The sequence below is a fragment of the Amycolatopsis sp. NPDC051373 genome (assembly GCF_040689465.1).
Lineage (GTDB): Bacteria > Actinomycetota > Actinomycetes > Mycobacteriales > Pseudonocardiaceae > Amycolatopsis.
On sequence record NZ_JBFBAE010000013.1, the window covers coordinates 77,993 to 94,990 of the forward strand.

Here is a 16,998-nt window from a genome sequence, read left to right on the forward strand (position 1 = left end):
GACTTTCGAGCGTGCGTGGTGAGCGCACCGTGACGACGACGGACAGCGGTATCCGCTGGGGCACCCCGCTTGCGCGCGGGGTGCTGTGGACGACGATCCTCGGCTCGGGCATGGCCATGCTCGACGGGACGATCGTCAACGTCGCGCTGCCCCGGATCGGTGAAGAGCTCGGCGCGACGGTCGCCGGGCTGCAGTGGATCCTCGACGGCTACATGCTGGCGCTCGCCGCGCTGATCCTCGTGGCCGGCTCGCTCGGAGACCGCTACGGCCGGCGCCGCGTGTACCTGATCGGCGTTGTCTGGTTCGGCGTCGCCTCGGGGCTGTGCTCGATCGCCACCTCGACCACGGAGCTGGTGGTCTTCCGGATCATCCAGGGCATCGGCGGCGCGCTGCTGACGCCGGGCTCGCTGGCGATCCTGCAGTCGTCGTTCGCGCACAACGACCGGGCGCGCGCGATCGGCGCGTGGTCCGGGCTGGGTGGTCTGGCCGCCGCGGTCGGACCACTGATCGGCGGGGTGCTGGTGCAGGTCTGGTCCTGGCGGCTGGCGTTCCTGATCAACCTGCCGCTGGCCGTCGTCGTGGTGCTGATGGCGCTCAAGTTCGTGCCCGAGTCGCGCGACGAGACGGCCACCGGCCACCCGGACTTCACGGCCGCCGCGACGGGCGCGATCGGGCTCGCGGGGATCACCGGAGCGCTGGTCGAAGCCCCCGGCCGCGGCATCGGCGACCCGATCGTGCTGATCGCCCTGGTCGCCGGCATCGCCGGGATGGGTGTGTTCCTCTGGCTGCAGCACCACTCCCACGAGCCGCTCGTGCCGCCCAGCCTCTTCCGCGACCGGACGTTCACGCTCTCCAACGCGCTCACTTTCGTGGTCTACGCCGCCCTCGGCGCCGTGATGATGCTGCTGGTCCTGCAGCTGCAGGTCTCCCTGAACTACCCGCCGACGCTCGCCGGCCTGGCCGGTCTGCCGATCACGATCATCATGCTGCTGCTCTCGGGCCGCTCGGGCGCGCTGGCCCAGCGCATCGGCCCGCGCCTGCAGCTGGTGGTCGGACCCATCGTGATCGGCGTCGGCATGCTGCTGCTGATCCGCGTCGGACCGGGGTCCTCGTACCTCGGTTCGGTCTTCCCCGCGGTGGTCGTCTTCGGCCTCGGATTGGCCTGCACAGTGGCGCCGGTGACCGCGACGGTGCTCGCCGCGGCACCCGACCGATTCGCCGGTGTCGCGTCCGGAGTAAACAATGCGATCGCCCGAACGGGTGGTCTTCTTGCGGTCGCGGTGCTCCCCGCGGCGGCCGGGCTCACCGGTTCGGCCTACCGCGACCCCGTCGCGCTGACGGCCGGCTGGCGTATGGCACTCCTCATCTGCGCCGTCCTGGCGATCGCCGGGGGCCTCATCGCGTTGGGGATTCACAACGGCGTGCTCGGTTCGCCGGACGATTCCGGAGACACCTCCGGTGGCACGGCCGGGCCCGAGGCCAAGCGGACCGTGGACGACGAGTCGCCGCACCTCGGCGAGTGCTTCTCGTGCGGGGTGGACGGACCGCCGACCCACGTCCGCCCCGGGCCCCCGCACTCCTGACCCCACCTCACGTCGCGCCGCATCGGGTGCGTGGAATGGGGCATGGGCGCGCAGCGCCTCCGCGGAGGGTGGTGGCGGGGGCATGGATGGAGCAACCAATGCCGCATCGGGGTGGTTCGGGCCCCGGGGTTTCGATGCCGATCAGAACTGCCGACTCTCAGGGCAGGGCGGTGGCGGGTACGGGTGGCTCGGCTCGGAGACCGACCGCGTCCCGGCTGGGTGGTGTGCCGAACATGCGGCGGTACTCGCGGCTGAACTGTGAGGCGCTTTCGTAGCCGACGGTGTGGCCGACGCCGGTGACGTCGGATGGCCGGCCGACCAGGAGCAGCCGGGCTTCCTGCAGGCGGATGCGCTTTTGGAACTGGATGGGGCTCATTCCGGTCACGGCCTGGAAGTTGCGGTGGAACGCGGACACGCTCATGCCCGCTGTCCGTGCGAGATCTTCGACTCGGAATGACTCCGCGTAGTGCTTTCGGATCTGCTGGACCGCCCGGCTGATGTGGGCCAGTCCGCTGTCCGCCAGGCCGAGCTGGCGGATGGCGGGGCCCTGTTCGCCGCGGAGCAGGTGCCAGAGAATCTCCCGTTTGACCAGCGGGGCGAGGATCTTGCGGTCAGCGGGACGCTCCAGCAGCCGCAGCAGCCGGACGATGGCATCCAGCAGTTCCGAGGGGGCTTGGCTGACCGCGATGCCTGCGGGTGCGGAGAGTGTCGGGGCCGGCAGGTCGCGGGGGTCGGCCTCCAGGAGCAGCTGAGCGATTTCGACAGGGTTGAGGGTCATCCCGAAGCCGAGGGTGGGCTGCCCGGTGTCGATGACGTGGCCGGTGACGGGGAGGTCGACCGAGGTGACGAGGTACTGACCAGGTCGGTAGTCGTACAGGCGCTCGCCCAGGGCGAGGCGCTTGCCGCCCTGGGCGATGACCGCGAGCACGGTGCCGGACATGCCCGCCGCAGGTGCGCTGCGCTGGTCGAACCGACATGCCTGGATGCCGTCGATCGCTGTGGTCAGATCGGGGCGAGCATGCCGGTTCACCAGCTCGCGCAGTTCGTCCAAAGGCATGCCTTCAGTCTTGCGCAGACCGGTCACACCGTGCTCGGCCGCAGCAGGATCAGGCAAGGATGTGCGCGTACTGGGGCAGCGTGTGGCGAGCGCAGCACGGTGGCCTGCGCGAGGTGCCACCGGGCGGCAGCAATGGCTTCGGCGTGGGGGAGGGCCGTGCTCGCGGTGGTTCATCGCGGGGTGCCTGGTCAGAGGTTCTGGCCGCCTGACACTTCGATGTCCTGGCCGGTGATCCAGCGCCCTTCCTCGGAGACCAGCATGGCGATGACCATGCCGATGTCGTCGGGTTCGCCGATCCGCCCGAGCGCGAACGTCTTCGCCAGGTCCGGAATGATCTCCGGGTTCTTGGCGAAGGCGTCATCGGCGAAGCGCGTGCGGGTGGCGCCAGGGGCGACGGAGTTGACGCGGATGCCGCGGGCGCTGAACTCCTTGGCCATGTACCGGCTGAGGACCACGATGGCGCCCTTGAGAGCCGCGTAGATGGAGTAGCCGGGCGCGGTCACGTGGGGCAGGGTGGAGTTGCTGGTCAGGTTGACGATGGCGCCGCGGTCGGCCAGCAGTGGGAGCAGGGTCTGGGTGAGGAAGAACGGGCCCTTGAACAGGCCGTCGGTGAGCTTGTCGAATTCCTGTTCAGTGGCCTGCTCGATCAGCGCCATCCCGGCGAAACCCGCGTTGTTGACCAACTGGTCGAAGGAGTCCCGGTGGAAGGTCTCGCGCAGGGCGTCGGCCACGGCGTCGTGGAAGGCAGGGAAGCCGGCTGTGTCGCCGATGTCCAGGTGCAGCGCCACGGCGGTGCCGCCCGCCTGCTCGATCTCACGGACGGTGTCCTTGGCGCCCTGCTCGTTGGAGCTGTAGGTCAGGATGACACCGGCCCCACGCTTGGCGACCTGAACGGCCGCGCTCTGGCCGATGCCGGAACTGGCGCCGGTGACGACGGCTACCTTCATCTGTTGTGCCTCCTGGACATCCGGAGCTTGAAGGCTCCGTACGGGGTGTGACACCCCAAGGCAACCGCGTCACCGTCCTCGGGAGAAGAAGAATCCTCCTGGCCTCTTGCCCGATTCTGCCCTCCTCAATGCTGCGGGTCCGCACGCGGATCCGACGAAACCTCAGGCGAGCAGGTCGGCCAGCATCGCGGGGTCGACGTTGCCGCCGGACACCACGGACACGGTCTTGCCGCCCGGCAGCTCGCCGGCGTGGTGCAGGAACGCGGCCGTGGCCGTGGCGCCGCTGGGCTCGGCCACGAGCCGGGCCCGGCGGGCCAGCACGCGCACGGCGTCGCGGATCTCGTCCTCGGTCACGGTGACGATGCCGTCCAGCACGTTCTGCAAGTGCGCGAACGTGAGGTCGGACGGCTGGGCGCGCAGGCCGTCGGCGATCGTGCGGGCCCGCCGGTCCATCGGCCACTCGACGCGCCGGCCGGCGCGCAGGCTCTCGGCGGTGTCGCCCGCCAGCTCGGGCTCGACGCCGATCACCTTCGCACCCGGGCACAGCGCCTTGATCGCCGTGCCGACGCCGGAGGCGAACCCGCCGCCGCTCACCGGCACGAGCACGGTGTCGACGTCCGGCAGGTCGATGGCGATTTCCAGGCCCGCGGTGCCCTGGCCGGCGATCACGTCGAGGTGGTCGAACGGCGGGATGAACGTGAGCCCGCGCTCGCGCGCCAGCTCGCTCGCGCGCGGCTCCTGGTCGGCGATCGGGACCTCCACCACCTCGGCACCCCAGCGTTTCGTGGCCTCGACCTTGAGCCGCGGCGCCACGTCCGGCACCACGATCACGGCCGGAACGCCGAACGCGTTCGCCGAGTAGGCGACCGCCTGCGCGTGGTTACCGCTCGAATACGCGACCACGCCGCGCGCACGTTGTGCGTCGTCGAGCGAGGCGATCGCGTTGTACGCGCCGCGGATCTTGAACGCGCCGATCTGTTGCAGGCTCTCGGGTTTGAGCCACAGCTGTCCTTCGGCCCAGGGCTGGCGCAGGAGCGGCGTGCGCACCGCGTGGTCGGCCACGCGCTTCGCCGCGGCCTCGATGTCGGAGATCGTCACCAATCGCATGTGGCGAGTATGTCAGGAAAGTGTGAGCCGTAGTCCATCCATTGTGGACGGTCGACGTGTCCTCGCTCACGGATGGGCAACGCGGGGAGTTCCTCGCGCGCCTTACTCGTTGAACGCAGTGGGGGAAGTCGCCGGGTACTAGTAGATCGGGATCATGAGTCAGCAGCAGGAAAAGACGTCGGAGCAGGGTGAGAAGAAGAGCTTCCGCCCCGCGCAGGTGGTGGCGACGGCACTTGCGGCCGTCACGGCCGCGTTGCTCGGTTCGACGCTCGGCGTGGCGGGCACCGTGGTGGGGGCCGGGGTGGCGAGCGTGATCACCACCGTCGGCGCCGAGCTGTACCTGCGCTCGCTGCAGCGCACGCGCGAAGCCGCGGTGAAGGCGCGCGCCGCGCTCGTCACGGCGGGGCAGCGCCGTGGCAGCAAGCCCGGGCTGTCGCCGGTGGACGACCCGGCGCAGATGCCGACCGTGCTCCTGCCGCTCGACCCGTCGGAGATGCCGACGGTGCGGATCTCGAAGCTGACCGCGCCGGCCGAGCCCGAGGAATCCTTCGGCGACAAGCTGCGGAAGCTGCGCTGGCCGATCATCATCGGCACGAGCGTGGTCGCCACCGCTATCGCCATCGCCGTGATGGTCGGCGTCGAACTGGCCACCAAGGGCGGCGTCGGTGGCGGGTTCGTCTACCACGGCAACTCGGGCACGAGCCAGCAGCAGAAGCAGGACGACAGCCCGCCCGCGACGTCGGAGAACAGCCCGCCGCCCAGCGAGACCCAGTCGAACACCCCGCCGCCCTCGACCTCGTCTTCGAGCACGTCCACCAGCGAAAGCCCGACGTCTTCAAGCAGCTCGGACAGCGCCCCGCCGCCTTCGAGCACGGGTGGGGCGCCGTCGACCACGCCGAGCGCGCCACAGACGAAGGGCGCGCCCTCGGGCACGCCGAGCCCCTAGCCGAGCTGGGTCTTCAACGCCTGCGCCGCCGCCTTCGGGTCTTCCGCGTCGGTGATGGCGCGGACCACGACGATCCGCGTCGCGCCGGCCGCCAGCACCTCCGGCAGCCGTTCGGTGTCGATGCCGCCGATCGCGAACCACGGCCGGTCGGTACCGGTTTTCGCGGTGGCCCGAACGAGGTCCAGGCCCGGTGCGTACCGGCCGGGTTTGGTCGGCGTCGGCCAGCACGGGCCGGTGCAGAAGTAGTCCACGCCGTCCTCTGCTGCGGCCGCCGTGGCCTGCTGAGGCGAGTGCGTGGAGCGGCCGATCACGACGTCGTCGCCCAGAATGCGGCGCGCGAGCGGCACGGGGATGTCGTCCTGGCCCAGGTGCAGCACGTCGGCTCCCACGGCGAGTGCGACGTCGGCGCGGTCGTTGACCGACAGCAGCGCACCGTGGCGCGCGCACGCTTCGGCGAGCACCTCGAGCGCCGCGATCTCCTGCGCGGCCTCGAGTGGGGCCCCGTTGGTCTTGTCCCGCAGCTGCACGATGTCGACGCCGCCGGCCAGCGCCGCGTCGATGAACTCGGCGAGGTCGCCGCGCGACGAGCGGGCGTCGGTGCACAGGTACAGCCGCGAATCGGCCAGGCGGGTGCGGATCTGTGATCCGGTCAGGGCGGGCATGGCGGGCACGTTACCCGCGCGCTACGGTGGGGTGGTCCGCACGGGAGCCCGAGGCACGGGCTGAGAGGGAGCTGCCGCTCCGACCGTGGAACCTGATCCGGGTCATGCCGGCGCAGGGAGCGTGATTCCATGAATGAGACCCTCACCGTCGTCGGCGGCGGTGTCATCGGCCTGTCCGCGGCTTGGCGCGCGGCGGCCCGCGGCCATCGCGTCACGGTGGTCGATCCGGCCCCCGCGCGCGGCGCGTCCTGGCTGGCCGGCGGCATGCTCGCGCCGGTCACGGAGGCGTGGCCGGGCGAGGAGCACGTGCTCCGCCTGGGCGAGGAGTCGCTGCGGCGCTGGCCCGCGTTCGCGCGGGACCTCGCGGCCGAGGGCACGGACCCTGGGCTCGCTTCGCACGGCACGATCGTGGTCGCGTTCGACAGCGCCGACGCCGGGCACCTCGACATCCTCGCGGAGTACCTGACGTCCCTGGGCCGGGACGTCGAGCGGCTCACCGGGCGGGCGGCGCGGCGGCTCGCGCCCGGCCTAGGTGCGGTGCGCAGCGGGCTGCACGTGCCGGGTGACCTGGCTGTCGACAACCGGAAGCTGCTGACGGCGCTGCTCTCCGCGTGCGCGAAGCGGGGGGTTGAGTTCTCTTCGTTGCGGATCACTTCGCTCGACGACGTGACCGGTCCCGTCGTTCTCGCTGCCGGCGCGTGGACGGGCAAGCTGCACCCGCTGCTGGCCGACGCCGTGCGGCCGCTCAAGGGCGAGATCCTGCGACTGCGGCCGCGTCGGGGCTGCCTGCCGCCCCCGCCGTACACGGTGCGCGCGATGGTGGAGGGCCGGCCGATCTACCTCGTGCCGCGCGCTGACGGCGAGCTGGTGCTCGGTGCGACGCAGTACGAAGCGGGCTTCGACGAGACCGTGACCGCGCGTGGCGTGCGGGAGCTGCTGGAAGGCGGCGAACGGATCCTGCCGGGCATCACGGAGTACGAGCTCGTCGAGATCGCGGCCGGGCTGCGCGCGGGGAGCCGCGATGCGCTGCCGTACATCGGGGAGCTCAGCGAAGGCGTGTACGCGGCGACGGGGCACCACCGCAACGGTCTGCTGATGGCCCCCGTGACCGCCGACGCCGTGGTCGCGTGGCTGGCCGGCGAGGCCCCACCGGACGAGATCGGGGCGGCCGCGCCCGCCCGTTTGCTGCAGAAGGAGCGAGTCTGATGGAGATCAAGGTCAACGGGAGCTGGCGCGAGTTCCCCGACGGCGCCACCGTGTCCGAGGTGCTCGACGCACTCGACGTGACCCGCCAGGGCGTGGCCGTCGCGGTGAACGGCGAGGTCGTGCGCCGGGGCGAGTGGGAGGCGTCGGTGGTGCCGAAGGGCGCGAACATCGACGTGCTGACCGCGGTGCAGGGAGGCTGACGATGGACGACGCTCTGGTCATCGGCGAACACAAGCTGTCGTCGAGGCTGATCATCGGGACCGGTGGCGCCGGAAACCTGTCGGTGCTGGAACGCGCGCTGGTCGCGTCGGGCACCGAGCTGACGACGGTCGCCATGCGCAAGGCCGACGCCGACGGCGGCACCGGTGTGCTCGGCCTCGTGCGACGCCTCGGGATCAAGCTTCTGCCCAACACCGCAGGCTGCCGCACCGCCGCGGAGGCCGTGCTGACCGCGCAGCTGGCCCGCGAGGCGCTCGACACGGACCTCATCAAACTCGAGGTCCACGCCGACGACCGCACCCTGCTACCCGACCCGTTCGAAACCTTGGACGCCGCGGAACAACTGGCGGCCGACGGCTTCACTGTGCTCGCGTACACCAACGACGACCCCGTGCTCGCTCTTCGGCTCGAGGAGGCGGGCTGCGCCGCCGTGATGCCGCTCGGCGCCCCCATCGGCACGGGCCTCGGCATCCGCAACCCGCACAACATCGAGCTCATCGTCGCGCGCGCCATGGTCCCCGTCATTCTCGACGCGGGCATCGGCACCGCTTCCGACGCCTGCCTCGCCATGGAACTCGGCTGCGACGCGGTCCTGCTGTCCACCGCCGTGACGCGCGCCAAGGACCCGGAACGCATGGCCGCGGCCATGCGCGCGGGCGTCGAGGCGGGCCGCCTGGCCCGCGACGCGGGCCGGGTACCGCAGCGCTTCTGGGCGCACGCATCGAGCCCGCCCCGCTGACGGCTGCCGCGCGTGCGCGGTGCAGGTGGGCGACGGCGCGATGGCGAGTTGGGTGCGGCTGTGGAGCTCGCGCGCTTCCGCCCTGCTGGCGGCTGCGGTGCGTGCGCGGTGCAGGTGGGCCATGGCGCGATGGCGAGTTGGGTGCGGCTGTGGAGCCTGCGCGCTTCCGCTCCGCTGACGGCTGCCGTGCTGGTGCCGGCGCAGGTGGGCCACGGGCACGACGCTGAACTGGGTGCCTCGGCGGAGCCCACTCGCCGACGGGATGCGGTCCGTGCTGGGGTGACCCGGCGACTTCGCGGGCCGGTTCGCCGCGAGCCGCCCCACGTGTGCAATCGGCGCTGATTGCGGAGGGCCGCTCTCGGTGAAGGCTGCCGGCCGCGTCGGCGGCGCCGGACCGGTCGGCGGCGGATGTGGCGGCCGGCAAGCCGGACCGCGCGTCGCGATCGGCGTCGGACGCGGCGGCGGAATGCCATCCCGGCCTCGGCGGCTGTGCGTAGGCGGCTCGTTTCGCCCTGCCGGGGTAAACGCGGGTAAGCCGCCTGGTGCAAGTGGGCCGCGTTTGCCGACCCGGTTGGTGATTTCGTCCGCGCTTAACGCTGAACGTGCACCGTCAGGCCTTATGGTGGACGACACCTTTCCGGCGCAAAGGCGGCGGGCAACAGCGGTAGGAGGAGCCAGCCGTGACTCTATCCTCGGTCCAGGACGTCTCGGGCAGGTTGTACTTGGCCGTGGGACGGCTGTCGCGCTCGTTGCGGCAGGCGGGGGTCCCCGGGCCCGGCCACGGCGCGATCTCGGCCCTTGCCACGCTCGTCCACTTCGGTCAGCTGCGCCTCGGTGACCTCGCCGCGAAGGAGGGCGTCGCGGCGGCCACGATGTCGCGCATAATCGCCACCCTCGTCGAGGCGGGCTACGTCACGCGCGAATCCGACCCCGTCGACCGCCGAGCCTGGCTCGCCCGAGCGACGGAGGAGGGCGAGCGGCTCGTGTCCGGCGTGCGGTCCACCCGCGTGCAGGAGCTGAACCGCCGCCTCGACAAGCTGAGCCCGGAATACCGCGAGGCCCTCACGATCGCGTTGCCGGCCCTGGAAGCCCTGATCTCCGACGACAGCTAGCTGCCGCGGCGCGCCCATGGTTACCACTTCCGGACGGGAAGGCACTGCGGGTGTGAGCTCGTCAGCGCACGAGCAACGCCAGGCGCCTCCTCGCGGGCGGTCGCCTCGCGCTCGGCCGACCGCGGCCAGAACTGGTCCGCCAAACACCTGACACAACTTGTCGCGACCACCGACCACCGACCACCAGCCCGCAGGACTGCTGCTGCGCCGCCGCCCGGAGAGACAACGTGCCCCCACCCTCCCAAGGGGGGCGTCCCTGTTCCAGTCTACCGAGGTCGGCGGCCCGAAAACGGGGTTCGGCGAATCTGTGGACAACGTCGGGACGGGCGTTGGGGCTGTGGACAAATCAGCGGTTTGGCGGCACTCGCGCCCGACGATGTGGTAGTCGGCAAAGCCCTAGTGGGCCAATCCCGCGATCCTCTTCGGCGCCGACGCGTGCTCTACGCGGCCTGCGAAATCTTCGGCACGGGCGCGCTCCGCTGGGCCTGTGAAGCCGAATCCGGCTTCACAGGCAACGGCTCCAACAGCACCGACGCCATCGCCGCGGCAACCGGCTAACGGTCCTCCGGCGCCAGCCGCCAGAACGCCGACACCGGCCCCACCTTCGCCCCCATCGGGTACGAGTGTTCGACCGCGCGCGACACGAACCACTTGCCGTACCTGGCGGCCTCCACGACCGACATCCCCTTCGCCAGCCCGGCCGTCAGCGCCGACGCCATGGTGTCGCCGGCGCCGTGGGTGTGCGGGGTGTTGAAGCGCGGGCCGGGCAGCTCCACGAACGTCGAGCCGTCGAAGAGCAGGTCGACGCACTCCGGGTCGGACACGAGGTGGCCGCTCTTCACGAGCACGTACTTCGGCCCCAGCCGGTGCAGCGCCACGGCCGCGGTGTGCATGCCCTCGCGGTCGGTCACGGTCAGGCCGGTCAGCAGGCGCACCTCGTCGAGGTTCGGCGTCAGCACGGTCGCGCGCGGCAGCAGCTCCTCGCGCAGCGCGGACAGCCCGTCGGCGTCGAAGAGCGGGTGGCCGGTCATCGACGCCGCCACCGGGTCGACCACGAACGGCACCTCGTGATCGCGTCCGATGCCCGCGTTGTCGCAAGCCGTCGCCACGGCGTGGATGATCTGCGCCGACGCGAGCATGCCCGTTTTCGCCGCCCCCACACCCATGTCCGACGCGACGGCCTCGATCTGGCCGCCGACGACGTGCGGCGGGATGCCCGCGCGATCGTGGACTCCCAACGTGTTCTGCACCGTCACGGCCGTCACGGCGACGAGCCCGTGCACCCCACAAGTGAGGAATGTCCGCAAATCAGCCTGGAGTCCGGCTGCGCCACCGGAGTCGGAACCGGCGATGGTCAACGCCGACGGCGGGCTCGGGATTTCAGTCATGGGCACTTTCCGACTTCTGGTCTAGTCCATTTGGTCAGCTGTCCTTCATCCACAGTCCATCACGGTGGCACAGTGTGAGTGCCATCGCACTATCGGTGGGTGAAGGGGTCAGGATGAAACTCGCTTCAGTGGTCGTGACGGTCGGTGCGCTCGTCGCCGCGTCGTTGTCCGGGGCAGCCGTCGCGAACGCGGACAGCCCGAAACTTTCGCACGTGACCACGGTCGGCGTGCACAACACCTACGACCCGGCGGCGTACCCGTTCCTTGCGCAGGCGCTGGACAACGGCTCGTCGCTGATCGAGCTCGACGTGTGGCCGGACTTCATCACGCACGAGTGGAAGGTCAGCCACTCGAACCCGTTGGGCAACAGCAACAACTGCGTCGCGGCGTCGACGACGGCCGATCTCTACAAGGGCGGCACGAACAAGAATCTGGAGTACTGCCTCGACGACATCCGCATCTGGCTCGCGGCCCACTCGGACCACACGCCGCTCACGCTGAAGCTCGAAATGAAGACCGGGTTCTCGGACAACACCGGCATGGGCCCGGACGAGCTCGACGCGGCCTTCCGCGCCCACCTCGGCAGCGCCGTCTTCAAACCGACCGACCTCCTCGGCAGCTACGCGACGCTCGACGACGCGGCCAAGGCGGACAACTGGCCGACCGTGGACGCCTTGCACGGCAAGGTGATGACCGAGATCATCCCGGGCACGGTCGAGGAGCAGAACCCCACCGACACGCTCCACGCGGACGTCGAGTACGCGAACTACCTGCTGGCGCAGAAGAACGCGGGCAAGCTCGGTGACGTCCAGATCTTCCCGACCGTGCACGGCGCCGTCGGCGGCGACCCGCGCGACAAGTACGCGGCCAACCTCAAGCCGTGGTTCGTGGTCTTCGACGGCGACGCCAACGCGTGGGTCACGCAGACCGGCCCGTGGTGGTACGACGCCAACCACTACTACGTGGTGATGACCGACGGCCAGAACGTCGCCCCGGCCATCGACGACCACAACCCGACCGTCGACCAGGCCAACCAGCGCGTGGCCGAGCTGGCGGCGCAGCACGCGTCCGTGGTCACGTCCGACTGGACGGGCCTGACCACGGTGCTGCCGCAGGTCGACGCCCGCGGCTGAGTTCCACCCGGACAGTCCACAATGGCCCCTGGCTCGCGCGAGGGGCCATTGTGTGTCCGCATCAGACGGTGAGCACCAGCTTCCCGGTGACCCGGCCGCCTTCGCCCACCTCGTGGGCCTTCGCCGCGTCTTCGAGCGGGAACGTCTGGTCCACGTGCACCTTCAGCTGCCCGGCCTCGACGAGCTCCACCAGTCCGAGCAGTCCGATGCGGTCGGGCTCCACGAGGATCGGCGCCGTCCGCACGCCTCGCTTGGCCGCCTCCTCCTGAGCCCGCGCGCCGACGCCACCGGGCACGCTGACGAGCAGGCCGCCCGGCTTGAGCGACGGCAGCCAACGCAGGTCGCTGTCCTCGCCGACGAGCCCGAGCACGACGTCAAGATCCGCCGGGACCGCGTTCTCGTCCCGGTAGTCGATCGGTTCGTCCACGCCGAGCGACCGCAGGAAATCGTGCTTCGCCGCGCTGGCCGTGCCGAGCACGTAAGCGCCGCGCGCCTTCGCGATCTGCACGGCGAGGTGTCCAACCCCGCCCGCCGCCGCGTCCACGAGCACCCGCTGTCCACTCCGGACTTCCGCCACGTCCACCAGCGCCTGCCATGCCGTGAGCCCCGCCAGGGGCAACCCGGCCGCCTCCACGTGCGACAGCCCGGCCGGCTTCCGCACGAACTGGCGCGACGGCGCAGTCACGAACTCCGCGTAGGCCGCGGCCTCGCGCGGGAACCACGGCATGCCGAGCACCTCGTCGCCCTGCTTCACCCCGGTGGCCCCGAAACCCACCTCTTCGACGACGCCGGACACGTCCCAGCCCAGCGTGTACGGAGGCTCGCCCAGGAACACCGGGTGCGCCCGCGTCTTCCAGTCGACGGGGTTGATGCCGGCGGCGTGCACGCGCACCAGCACCTCGGTCGGGCCGGGCGCCGGGCGGTCGGTCTCGGTCACCCGCAGCACTTCCGGGCCGCCGAACTCCCGCTGGGTCACCACGCGCATCTCGGATCTCTCCTTCTGGTCGGTTCGCTCGGTCTTCCCTATGCTCGTGCCGGTAGTCACTTTTCGCCAGAAGGCACTTCCCGGTAAAGTAGGTACCTGATGGAAACCACCTGTGACCAGCACGGATCCTGGGACGTCTACCTGAAGAGCTGTCCCTGCCGCGATGTGCTCGACCTGCTCGCGAACAAGTGGACGGCGCTCGTGCTCGGCGTGCTGGAGCAGCGGCCGCACCGCTTCGGCGAGCTGCGCCGCGCCGTCGGCGGCATCAGCCAGAAGATGCTCACGCAGAACCTGCGCAACCTCGAACGCGACGGTTTCGTCAGCCGCAAGGTCTTCCCGACCACTCCGCCGACGGTTGAGTACGCGCTCACGCCGATGGGTGCGGAGGTCAGCGCCCACCTGGTCGCGCTGAGCACGTGGTCGCAGTCGAACTTCGACCGGATCCGCGACGCGCGCAGCACCTACGACACGCGCTCGCTCGAACCCGTCAACTGATCCCGTGCGGTACGGGGGGTTTCCTCCCGTAACGCACGGAACGTCCAGTTCGGACTCAGGTGAAGCGCGGCGGTGGCTTCAGCACGTTCTTGCGGTAGTCGGTCACCGCACGTGATTCGGCGATGCCCGGTTTGGGGTCCAGGCCCCATTTCCGGATCACCTTGAGGGCCGCGGCCGGTTTGTTGGCCGAGACCAGCTGGTCGACCTCGAACTGCAGGTCCAAAGGCATCTGGGCCCACAGTGCGCGGGCGGCGGCGTCGTCGGTCACGGGTCCAGTGTGGCCGGTCAGTCGGCCAGCCGCCAGAACGGGGACACCGGCCCCACCCCGGCGCCGAGCGGATAAGCCTCGGCGACGCAGCGTTCGATGAACTGCTTCGCCTCGGTCACGGCCGTCGGCACGTCGGCGCCCTTGGCGAGCGACGACGTGATGGCCGAGGCCATCGTGTCACCGCCGCCGTGGGTGTTGTCGGTGTCGATGCGCACGCCGCTGAGCTCCAGCACGTCCGTTCCGTCAGTCAGCAGGTCCACGCAGTCCTCGGCCTCGTAAAGGTGCCCGCCCTTCACGAGCACCCACCGCGAGCCGAACTCCAGCAACGCCTCGGCCGCCGCGCGCTGGGTTTCCGCGCCGGTGACCGTGATGCCGGTGAGCAGCCGCACCTCGTCGAGATTCGGCGTGATCAGCGTGGCGCGGGGGAAGAGCTCCGTGCGGATGGCTTCCAGCGCTTCCTCGCGCAACAGCGCGTGGCCGGTCATCGATGCGGCCACCGGGTCGACGACGAACGGGGTATCCGTGTCGCGTCCGATGTGGACCTCGTCGAGCGTCCTCGCCACGGCCTGGATGATGTCGGCCGTGGCGAGCATGCCGGTCTTGGCCGCGTTCACGCCCATGTCGCCGGCCACGGCCTTGATCTGCGCCGTGACCACCTCGACCGGGATCTCGGTGAAGCCCTGCACACCGAGCGAGTTCTGCACCGTGACGGCTGTGAGCGCGACCAGCCCGTGGACGCCGTGGGCGAAGAACGTGCGCAGGTCGGCCTGCACACCCGCACCACCGCCGGAGTCGGATCCGGCGATGGTGAGGGCGGTGCGGGGTGTTTCGGTCATGACTGCTGCCTTTAATAGCGGGTGGAGCTACTGCCCGACGACCGGGAGGTAGACCTTGTTGCCCTGCTCGCCGAACTCGGCCGACTTCTCCGCCATGCCGGCCTCGATGGCCTCCACAGTGGACAGACCGTGCTCCTCGGCGTACTTGCGCACGTCGTGGGTGATCCGCATCGAGCAGAACTTCGGGCCGCACATCGAGCAGAAGTGCGCGGTCTTCGCCGGCTCCGCGGGCAGCGTCTCGTCGTGGTACGAGCGCGCGGTGTCGGGGTCGAGCGCCAGGTTGAACTGATCGTTCCAGCGGAACTCGAAGCGGGCCTTGGACAGTTCGTCGTCCCACTCGTGCGCGTGGGGGTGGCCCTTGGCGAGGTCGGCGGAGTGCGCGGCGATCTTGTAGGTGATCACGCCGGTCTTCACGTCGTCGCGGTTGGGCAGGCCGAGGTGCTCCTTCGGCGTGACGTAGCACAGCATCGCCGTGCCGTACCAGCCGATCTGCGCCGCGCCGATGGCCGAGGTGATGTGGTCGTACGCCGGCGCGATGTCCGTCGCGAGTGGACCGAGGGTGTAGAACGGCGCCTCGCCGGTGAGCTGTTCCTCGAGCTCGACGTTCTCCTTGATCTTGTGCATCGGCACGTGGCCGGGACCCTCGATCATCACCTGCACGTCGTGCTCGCGCGCGATGTGCGTGAGCTCACCGAGGGTCTCGAGCTCGGCGAATTGCGCACGGTCGTTGGCGTCGGCGATCGAACCGGGGCGCAGGCCGTCGCCGAGGGAGAACGTGACGTCGTACTTGCGCAGGATCTCGCAGAGTTCCTCGAAGTTCGTGTACAGGAAGGACTCCTGGTGATGCGCGAGGCACCACGCGGCCATGATCGAGCCGCCGCGGCTCACGATGCCGGTCACGCGCCGGGCGGTGAGCGGGATGTAGCGCAGCAGCACTCCCGCGTGGACGGTGACGTAGTCCACACCCTGCTCGCACTGCTCGATGATCGTGTCGCGGTAGACCTCCCACGACAGCTTCTCCGGCTCCCCGTTGACCTTCTCCAGCGCCTGGTAGATCGGCACGGTGCCCACGGGCACGGGGGAGTTGCGGACGATCCACTCGCGCGTCTCGTGGATGCGCTTGCCGGTGGACAGGTCCATGATCGTGTCGGCACCCCAGCGGGTGGCCCACACCATCTTGTCGACCTCTTCCTCCACTGAGGACCAGACGGCCGAGTTGCCCATGTTCGCGTTGATCTTCACCAGGAACTTCTTGCCGATGATCATCGGCTCGGTCTCCGGGTGCTTGCGGTTGGCGGGGATCACCGCCCGCCCGCGCGCGACCTCGTCGCGCACGAACTCGGGCGAGCACCGCTCGCGCGCGGCGATGAACTCCATCTCGCGCGTGATCACACCGGCTTTGGCCCAGCCGAGCTGGGTGTTGTGCGCGCGGCCGTCTGCCCAGCCCGCGCGCAGCGGGTTAAGTCCATTGTGGACGTCGATCTTCGCGTCCGGGTCGGTGTACGGCCCGGACGTGTCGTACACGTCGAAGTGCTCACCGTTCGACAGGTCGATGCGCCGCGCCGGAACCCGCAGGCCCGACTCGGTGCGGTGGTAGACCTTGTGCGAACCGGTGATCGGCCCCGTGGTCACGGAAGGCGTGATGGCAGGCTCGTTCTCCAGCGTCGTCAACGACGTTCACTCCCTACGCCGGCATTACCCGGTCAGGTTCATGCGGTCGGCGGCACCGGGTGTCCACAGACAGACACCAGCCACCCTCTCAGCCCGCCAAGGCGCGAGCTCCCGCGTTGGTTATGAGGTTGTCCTTCGACCATGCCACGGCGGATCACGCGAGCACAAGGCGACCCCGTGTCCGGTGTGTTCTTCACCGGATCGGAGCATCCGGTCGACAGACGGTCACGTGACGGTCAGCTGCGCCGACTTCGGGGGCGTCTCGTGAGGAAAGCTCTGCTCGCCGGACTGGTGGCGGTGTCGGCGATGAGCGCGGCCCGATTCTTCCGGTTCCGAAGCGGTCAAGAGGCCCAGGCCACTGCTCTCCGTGGTTTCCGCGCGATTTCCGCCGACTACTCCCGCGGCCGGCGCGATTATCCGTTTATCGTGCGCACGGCTCCGTCTTCATTGCCGAGCCCAGGCTCCCGATCGTGCTCACCGTTTCGCCGGCCCACAACTGCCGAAAATCGCGGCCGAGCTGCTTGTGCCCCCAGTAACTCACCTTGGGAAAGCCCCCACCCATCCTCGGGGGAGCGGCCCTTGGCCAGTCTACCGCTCCCCACCGACAAAACGATCCCCGAAGCCGAGTTGTCCACAGCGAACCC

At 70.1% G+C, this 16,998-nt stretch carries 17 protein-coding genes and 2 riboswitches; of the genes, 8 read left to right on the top strand and 9 right to left on the bottom strand.

Annotated elements, in window-relative coordinates:
- The first annotated feature begins 29 nt into the window (after positions 1 to 29).
- On the top strand, positions 30 to 1,583 hold the full coding sequence (locus tag AB0383_RS24835) for an MFS transporter (RefSeq protein ID WP_364186841.1): 1,554 nt from the start codon (positions 30 to 32) through the stop codon (positions 1,581 to 1,583).
- A gap of 157 nt (positions 1,584 to 1,740) precedes the next feature.
- Here AB0383_RS24835 and AB0383_RS24840 read toward each other — a convergent pair whose 3' ends face one another.
- The 3 genes from AB0383_RS24840 to AB0383_RS24850 all read right to left on the bottom strand — a co-directional run bounded on the left by AB0383_RS24840 (position 1,741) and on the right by AB0383_RS24850 (position 4,694).
- Positions 1,741 to 2,667, bottom strand: a complete 927-nt coding sequence (locus AB0383_RS24840) for an AraC family transcriptional regulator (protein WP_366188662.1) — start codon at positions 2,665 to 2,667, stop codon at positions 1,741 to 1,743.
- 161 nt (positions 2,668 to 2,828) lie between these two features.
- Positions 2,829 to 3,587 (bottom strand): SDR family oxidoreductase, encoded by a 759-nt coding sequence (locus tag AB0383_RS24845; RefSeq protein ID WP_366188663.1) that lies wholly within the window; start codon positions 3,585 to 3,587, stop codon positions 2,829 to 2,831.
- A 162-nt stretch (positions 3,588 to 3,749) separates the two neighbouring features.
- Positions 3,750 to 4,694, bottom strand: coding sequence for a threonine/serine dehydratase (locus AB0383_RS24850; RefSeq protein WP_364186834.1), 945 nt, complete (start codon positions 4,692 to 4,694; stop codon positions 3,750 to 3,752).
- A gap of 154 nt (positions 4,695 to 4,848) precedes the next feature.
- Here AB0383_RS24850 and AB0383_RS24855 point away from each other — a divergent pair, with 154 nt between their 5' ends.
- Complete coding sequence (locus AB0383_RS24855; RefSeq protein ID WP_364186831.1) at positions 4,849 to 5,640, top strand: hypothetical protein; 792 nt, start codon at positions 4,849 to 4,851, stop codon at positions 5,638 to 5,640.
- Here the strand turns inward: AB0383_RS24855 and thiE are convergent.
- Positions 5,637 to 6,302 (bottom strand): thiamine phosphate synthase, encoded by a 666-nt coding sequence (gene thiE / locus AB0383_RS24860; protein WP_366188664.1) that lies wholly within the window; start codon positions 6,300 to 6,302, stop codon positions 5,637 to 5,639. The two genes, AB0383_RS24855 and thiE, sit on opposite strands and share 4 nt — an antisense overlap.
- A gap of 30 nt (positions 6,303 to 6,332) precedes the next feature.
- Positions 6,333 to 6,438: riboswitch (TPP riboswitch) on the top strand.
- Between thiE and thiO the strand changes: the two genes are divergently transcribed.
- The 4 genes from thiO to AB0383_RS24880 all read left to right on the top strand — a co-directional run bounded on the left by thiO (position 6,432) and on the right by AB0383_RS24880 (position 9,578).
- Positions 6,432 to 7,508 (top strand): glycine oxidase ThiO, encoded by a 1,077-nt coding sequence (thiO, locus tag AB0383_RS24865; protein WP_364186825.1) that lies wholly within the window; start codon positions 6,432 to 6,434, stop codon positions 7,506 to 7,508. (Overlaps the previous riboswitch by 7 nt.)
- A complete protein-coding gene (gene thiS, locus AB0383_RS24870; protein ID WP_285972039.1) occupies positions 7,508 to 7,708 on the top strand; it encodes a sulfur carrier protein ThiS in 201 nt (66 codons plus the stop codon). Before thiO ends, thiS begins: the two co-directional genes overlap by 1 nt.
- 2 nt (positions 7,709 to 7,710) lie before the next feature.
- The gene (locus tag AB0383_RS24875) at positions 7,711 to 8,466 is read left to right on the top strand and encodes a thiazole synthase (protein ID WP_220244680.1); all 756 of its coding nucleotides are present in this window, start codon (positions 7,711 to 7,713) and stop codon (positions 8,464 to 8,466) included.
- A gap of 680 nt (positions 8,467 to 9,146) precedes the next feature.
- Positions 9,147 to 9,578: a MarR family transcriptional regulator gene (locus tag AB0383_RS24880; RefSeq protein WP_220244679.1), complete on the top strand. Its 432-nt coding sequence runs from the start codon at positions 9,147 to 9,149 to the stop codon at positions 9,576 to 9,578.
- A gap of 554 nt (positions 9,579 to 10,132) precedes the next feature.
- Here the strand turns inward: AB0383_RS24880 and thiD (AB0383_RS24885) are convergent.
- Entirely contained in the window at positions 10,133 to 10,966 is an 834-nt protein-coding gene (gene thiD, locus AB0383_RS24885; RefSeq protein ID WP_366188665.1) for a bifunctional hydroxymethylpyrimidine kinase/phosphomethylpyrimidine kinase, read from the bottom strand.
- 113 nt (positions 10,967 to 11,079) lie between these two features.
- Between thiD (AB0383_RS24885) and AB0383_RS24890 the strand changes: the two genes are divergently transcribed.
- Positions 11,080 to 12,099 (top strand): phosphatidylinositol-specific phospholipase C domain-containing protein, encoded by a 1,020-nt coding sequence (locus AB0383_RS24890; RefSeq protein ID WP_364190479.1) that lies wholly within the window; start codon positions 11,080 to 11,082, stop codon positions 12,097 to 12,099.
- Positions 12,100 to 12,160: 61 nt separating this feature from the next.
- On the opposite strand, the gene AB0383_RS24895 is transcribed toward AB0383_RS24890, so the two are convergent.
- The gene (locus AB0383_RS24895; protein ID WP_364190482.1) at positions 12,161 to 13,084 is read right to left on the bottom strand and encodes an NADP-dependent oxidoreductase; all 924 of its coding nucleotides are present in this window, start codon (positions 13,082 to 13,084) and stop codon (positions 12,161 to 12,163) included.
- A gap of 99 nt (positions 13,085 to 13,183) precedes the next feature.
- Here AB0383_RS24895 and AB0383_RS24900 point away from each other — a divergent pair, with 99 nt between their 5' ends.
- The gene (locus AB0383_RS24900) at positions 13,184 to 13,579 is read left to right on the top strand and encodes a helix-turn-helix domain-containing protein (protein ID WP_366188666.1); all 396 of its coding nucleotides are present in this window, start codon (positions 13,184 to 13,186) and stop codon (positions 13,577 to 13,579) included.
- A 55-nt stretch (positions 13,580 to 13,634) separates the two neighbouring features.
- Here AB0383_RS24900 and AB0383_RS24905 read toward each other — a convergent pair whose 3' ends face one another.
- The 3 genes from AB0383_RS24905 to thiC form a co-directional block, all read right to left on the bottom strand.
- On the bottom strand, positions 13,635 to 13,847 hold the full coding sequence (locus tag AB0383_RS24905; protein ID WP_364190488.1) for a hypothetical protein: 213 nt from the start codon (positions 13,845 to 13,847) through the stop codon (positions 13,635 to 13,637).
- Positions 13,848 to 13,864: 17 nt separating this feature from the next.
- Complete coding sequence (gene thiD, locus AB0383_RS24910) at positions 13,865 to 14,683, bottom strand: bifunctional hydroxymethylpyrimidine kinase/phosphomethylpyrimidine kinase (protein ID WP_364190490.1); 819 nt, start codon at positions 14,681 to 14,683, stop codon at positions 13,865 to 13,867.
- 27 nt (positions 14,684 to 14,710) lie between these two features.
- Complete coding sequence (gene thiC / locus AB0383_RS24915) at positions 14,711 to 16,354, bottom strand: phosphomethylpyrimidine synthase ThiC (protein ID WP_366188667.1); 1,644 nt, start codon at positions 16,352 to 16,354, stop codon at positions 14,711 to 14,713.
- A riboswitch (TPP riboswitch) is annotated at positions 16,348 to 16,479 on the bottom strand. It overlaps the preceding gene by 7 nt.
- Between the last annotated feature and the right edge of the window lie 519 nt (positions 16,480 to 16,998).

What these genes read in the sequence shown, in the direction of transcription:
- AB0383_RS24845 (WP_366188663.1), bottom strand. Translation starts at nt 3,587, where the DNA reads ATGAAGGTAGCCGTCGTCACCGGCGCCAGTTCCGGCATCGGCCAGAGC.
- AB0383_RS24895 (WP_364190482.1), bottom strand. Translation starts at nt 13,084, where the DNA reads ATGCGCGTGGTGACCCAGCGGGAGTTCGGCGGCCCGGAAGTGCTGCGG.
- AB0383_RS24855 (WP_364186831.1), top strand. Translation starts at nt 4,849, where the DNA reads ATGAGTCAGCAGCAGGAAAAGACGTCGGAGCAGGGTGAGAAGAAGAGC.
- thiE (WP_366188664.1), bottom strand. Translation starts at nt 6,302, where the DNA reads ATGCCCGCCCTGACCGGATCACAGATCCGCACCCGCCTGGCCGATTCG.
- AB0383_RS24900 (WP_366188666.1), top strand. Translation starts at nt 13,184, where the DNA reads ATGGAAACCACCTGTGACCAGCACGGATCCTGGGACGTCTACCTGAAG.
- thiD (WP_364190490.1), bottom strand. Translation starts at nt 14,683, where the DNA reads ATGACCGAAACACCCCGCACCGCCCTCACCATCGCCGGATCCGACTCC.
- AB0383_RS24890 (WP_364190479.1), top strand. Translation starts at nt 11,080, where the DNA reads ATGAAACTCGCTTCAGTGGTCGTGACGGTCGGTGCGCTCGTCGCCGCG.
- thiO (WP_364186825.1), top strand. Translation starts at nt 6,432, where the DNA reads ATGAATGAGACCCTCACCGTCGTCGGCGGCGGTGTCATCGGCCTGTCC.
- AB0383_RS24850 (WP_364186834.1), bottom strand. Translation starts at nt 4,694, where the DNA reads ATGCGATTGGTGACGATCTCCGACATCGAGGCCGCGGCGAAGCGCGTG.
- AB0383_RS24875 (WP_220244680.1), top strand. Translation starts at nt 7,711, where the DNA reads ATGGACGACGCTCTGGTCATCGGCGAACACAAGCTGTCGTCGAGGCTG.
- thiS (WP_285972039.1), top strand. Translation starts at nt 7,508, where the DNA reads ATGGAGATCAAGGTCAACGGGAGCTGGCGCGAGTTCCCCGACGGCGCC.
- thiD (WP_366188665.1), bottom strand. Translation starts at nt 10,966, where the DNA reads ATGACTGAAATCCCGAGCCCGCCGTCGGCGTTGACCATCGCCGGTTCC.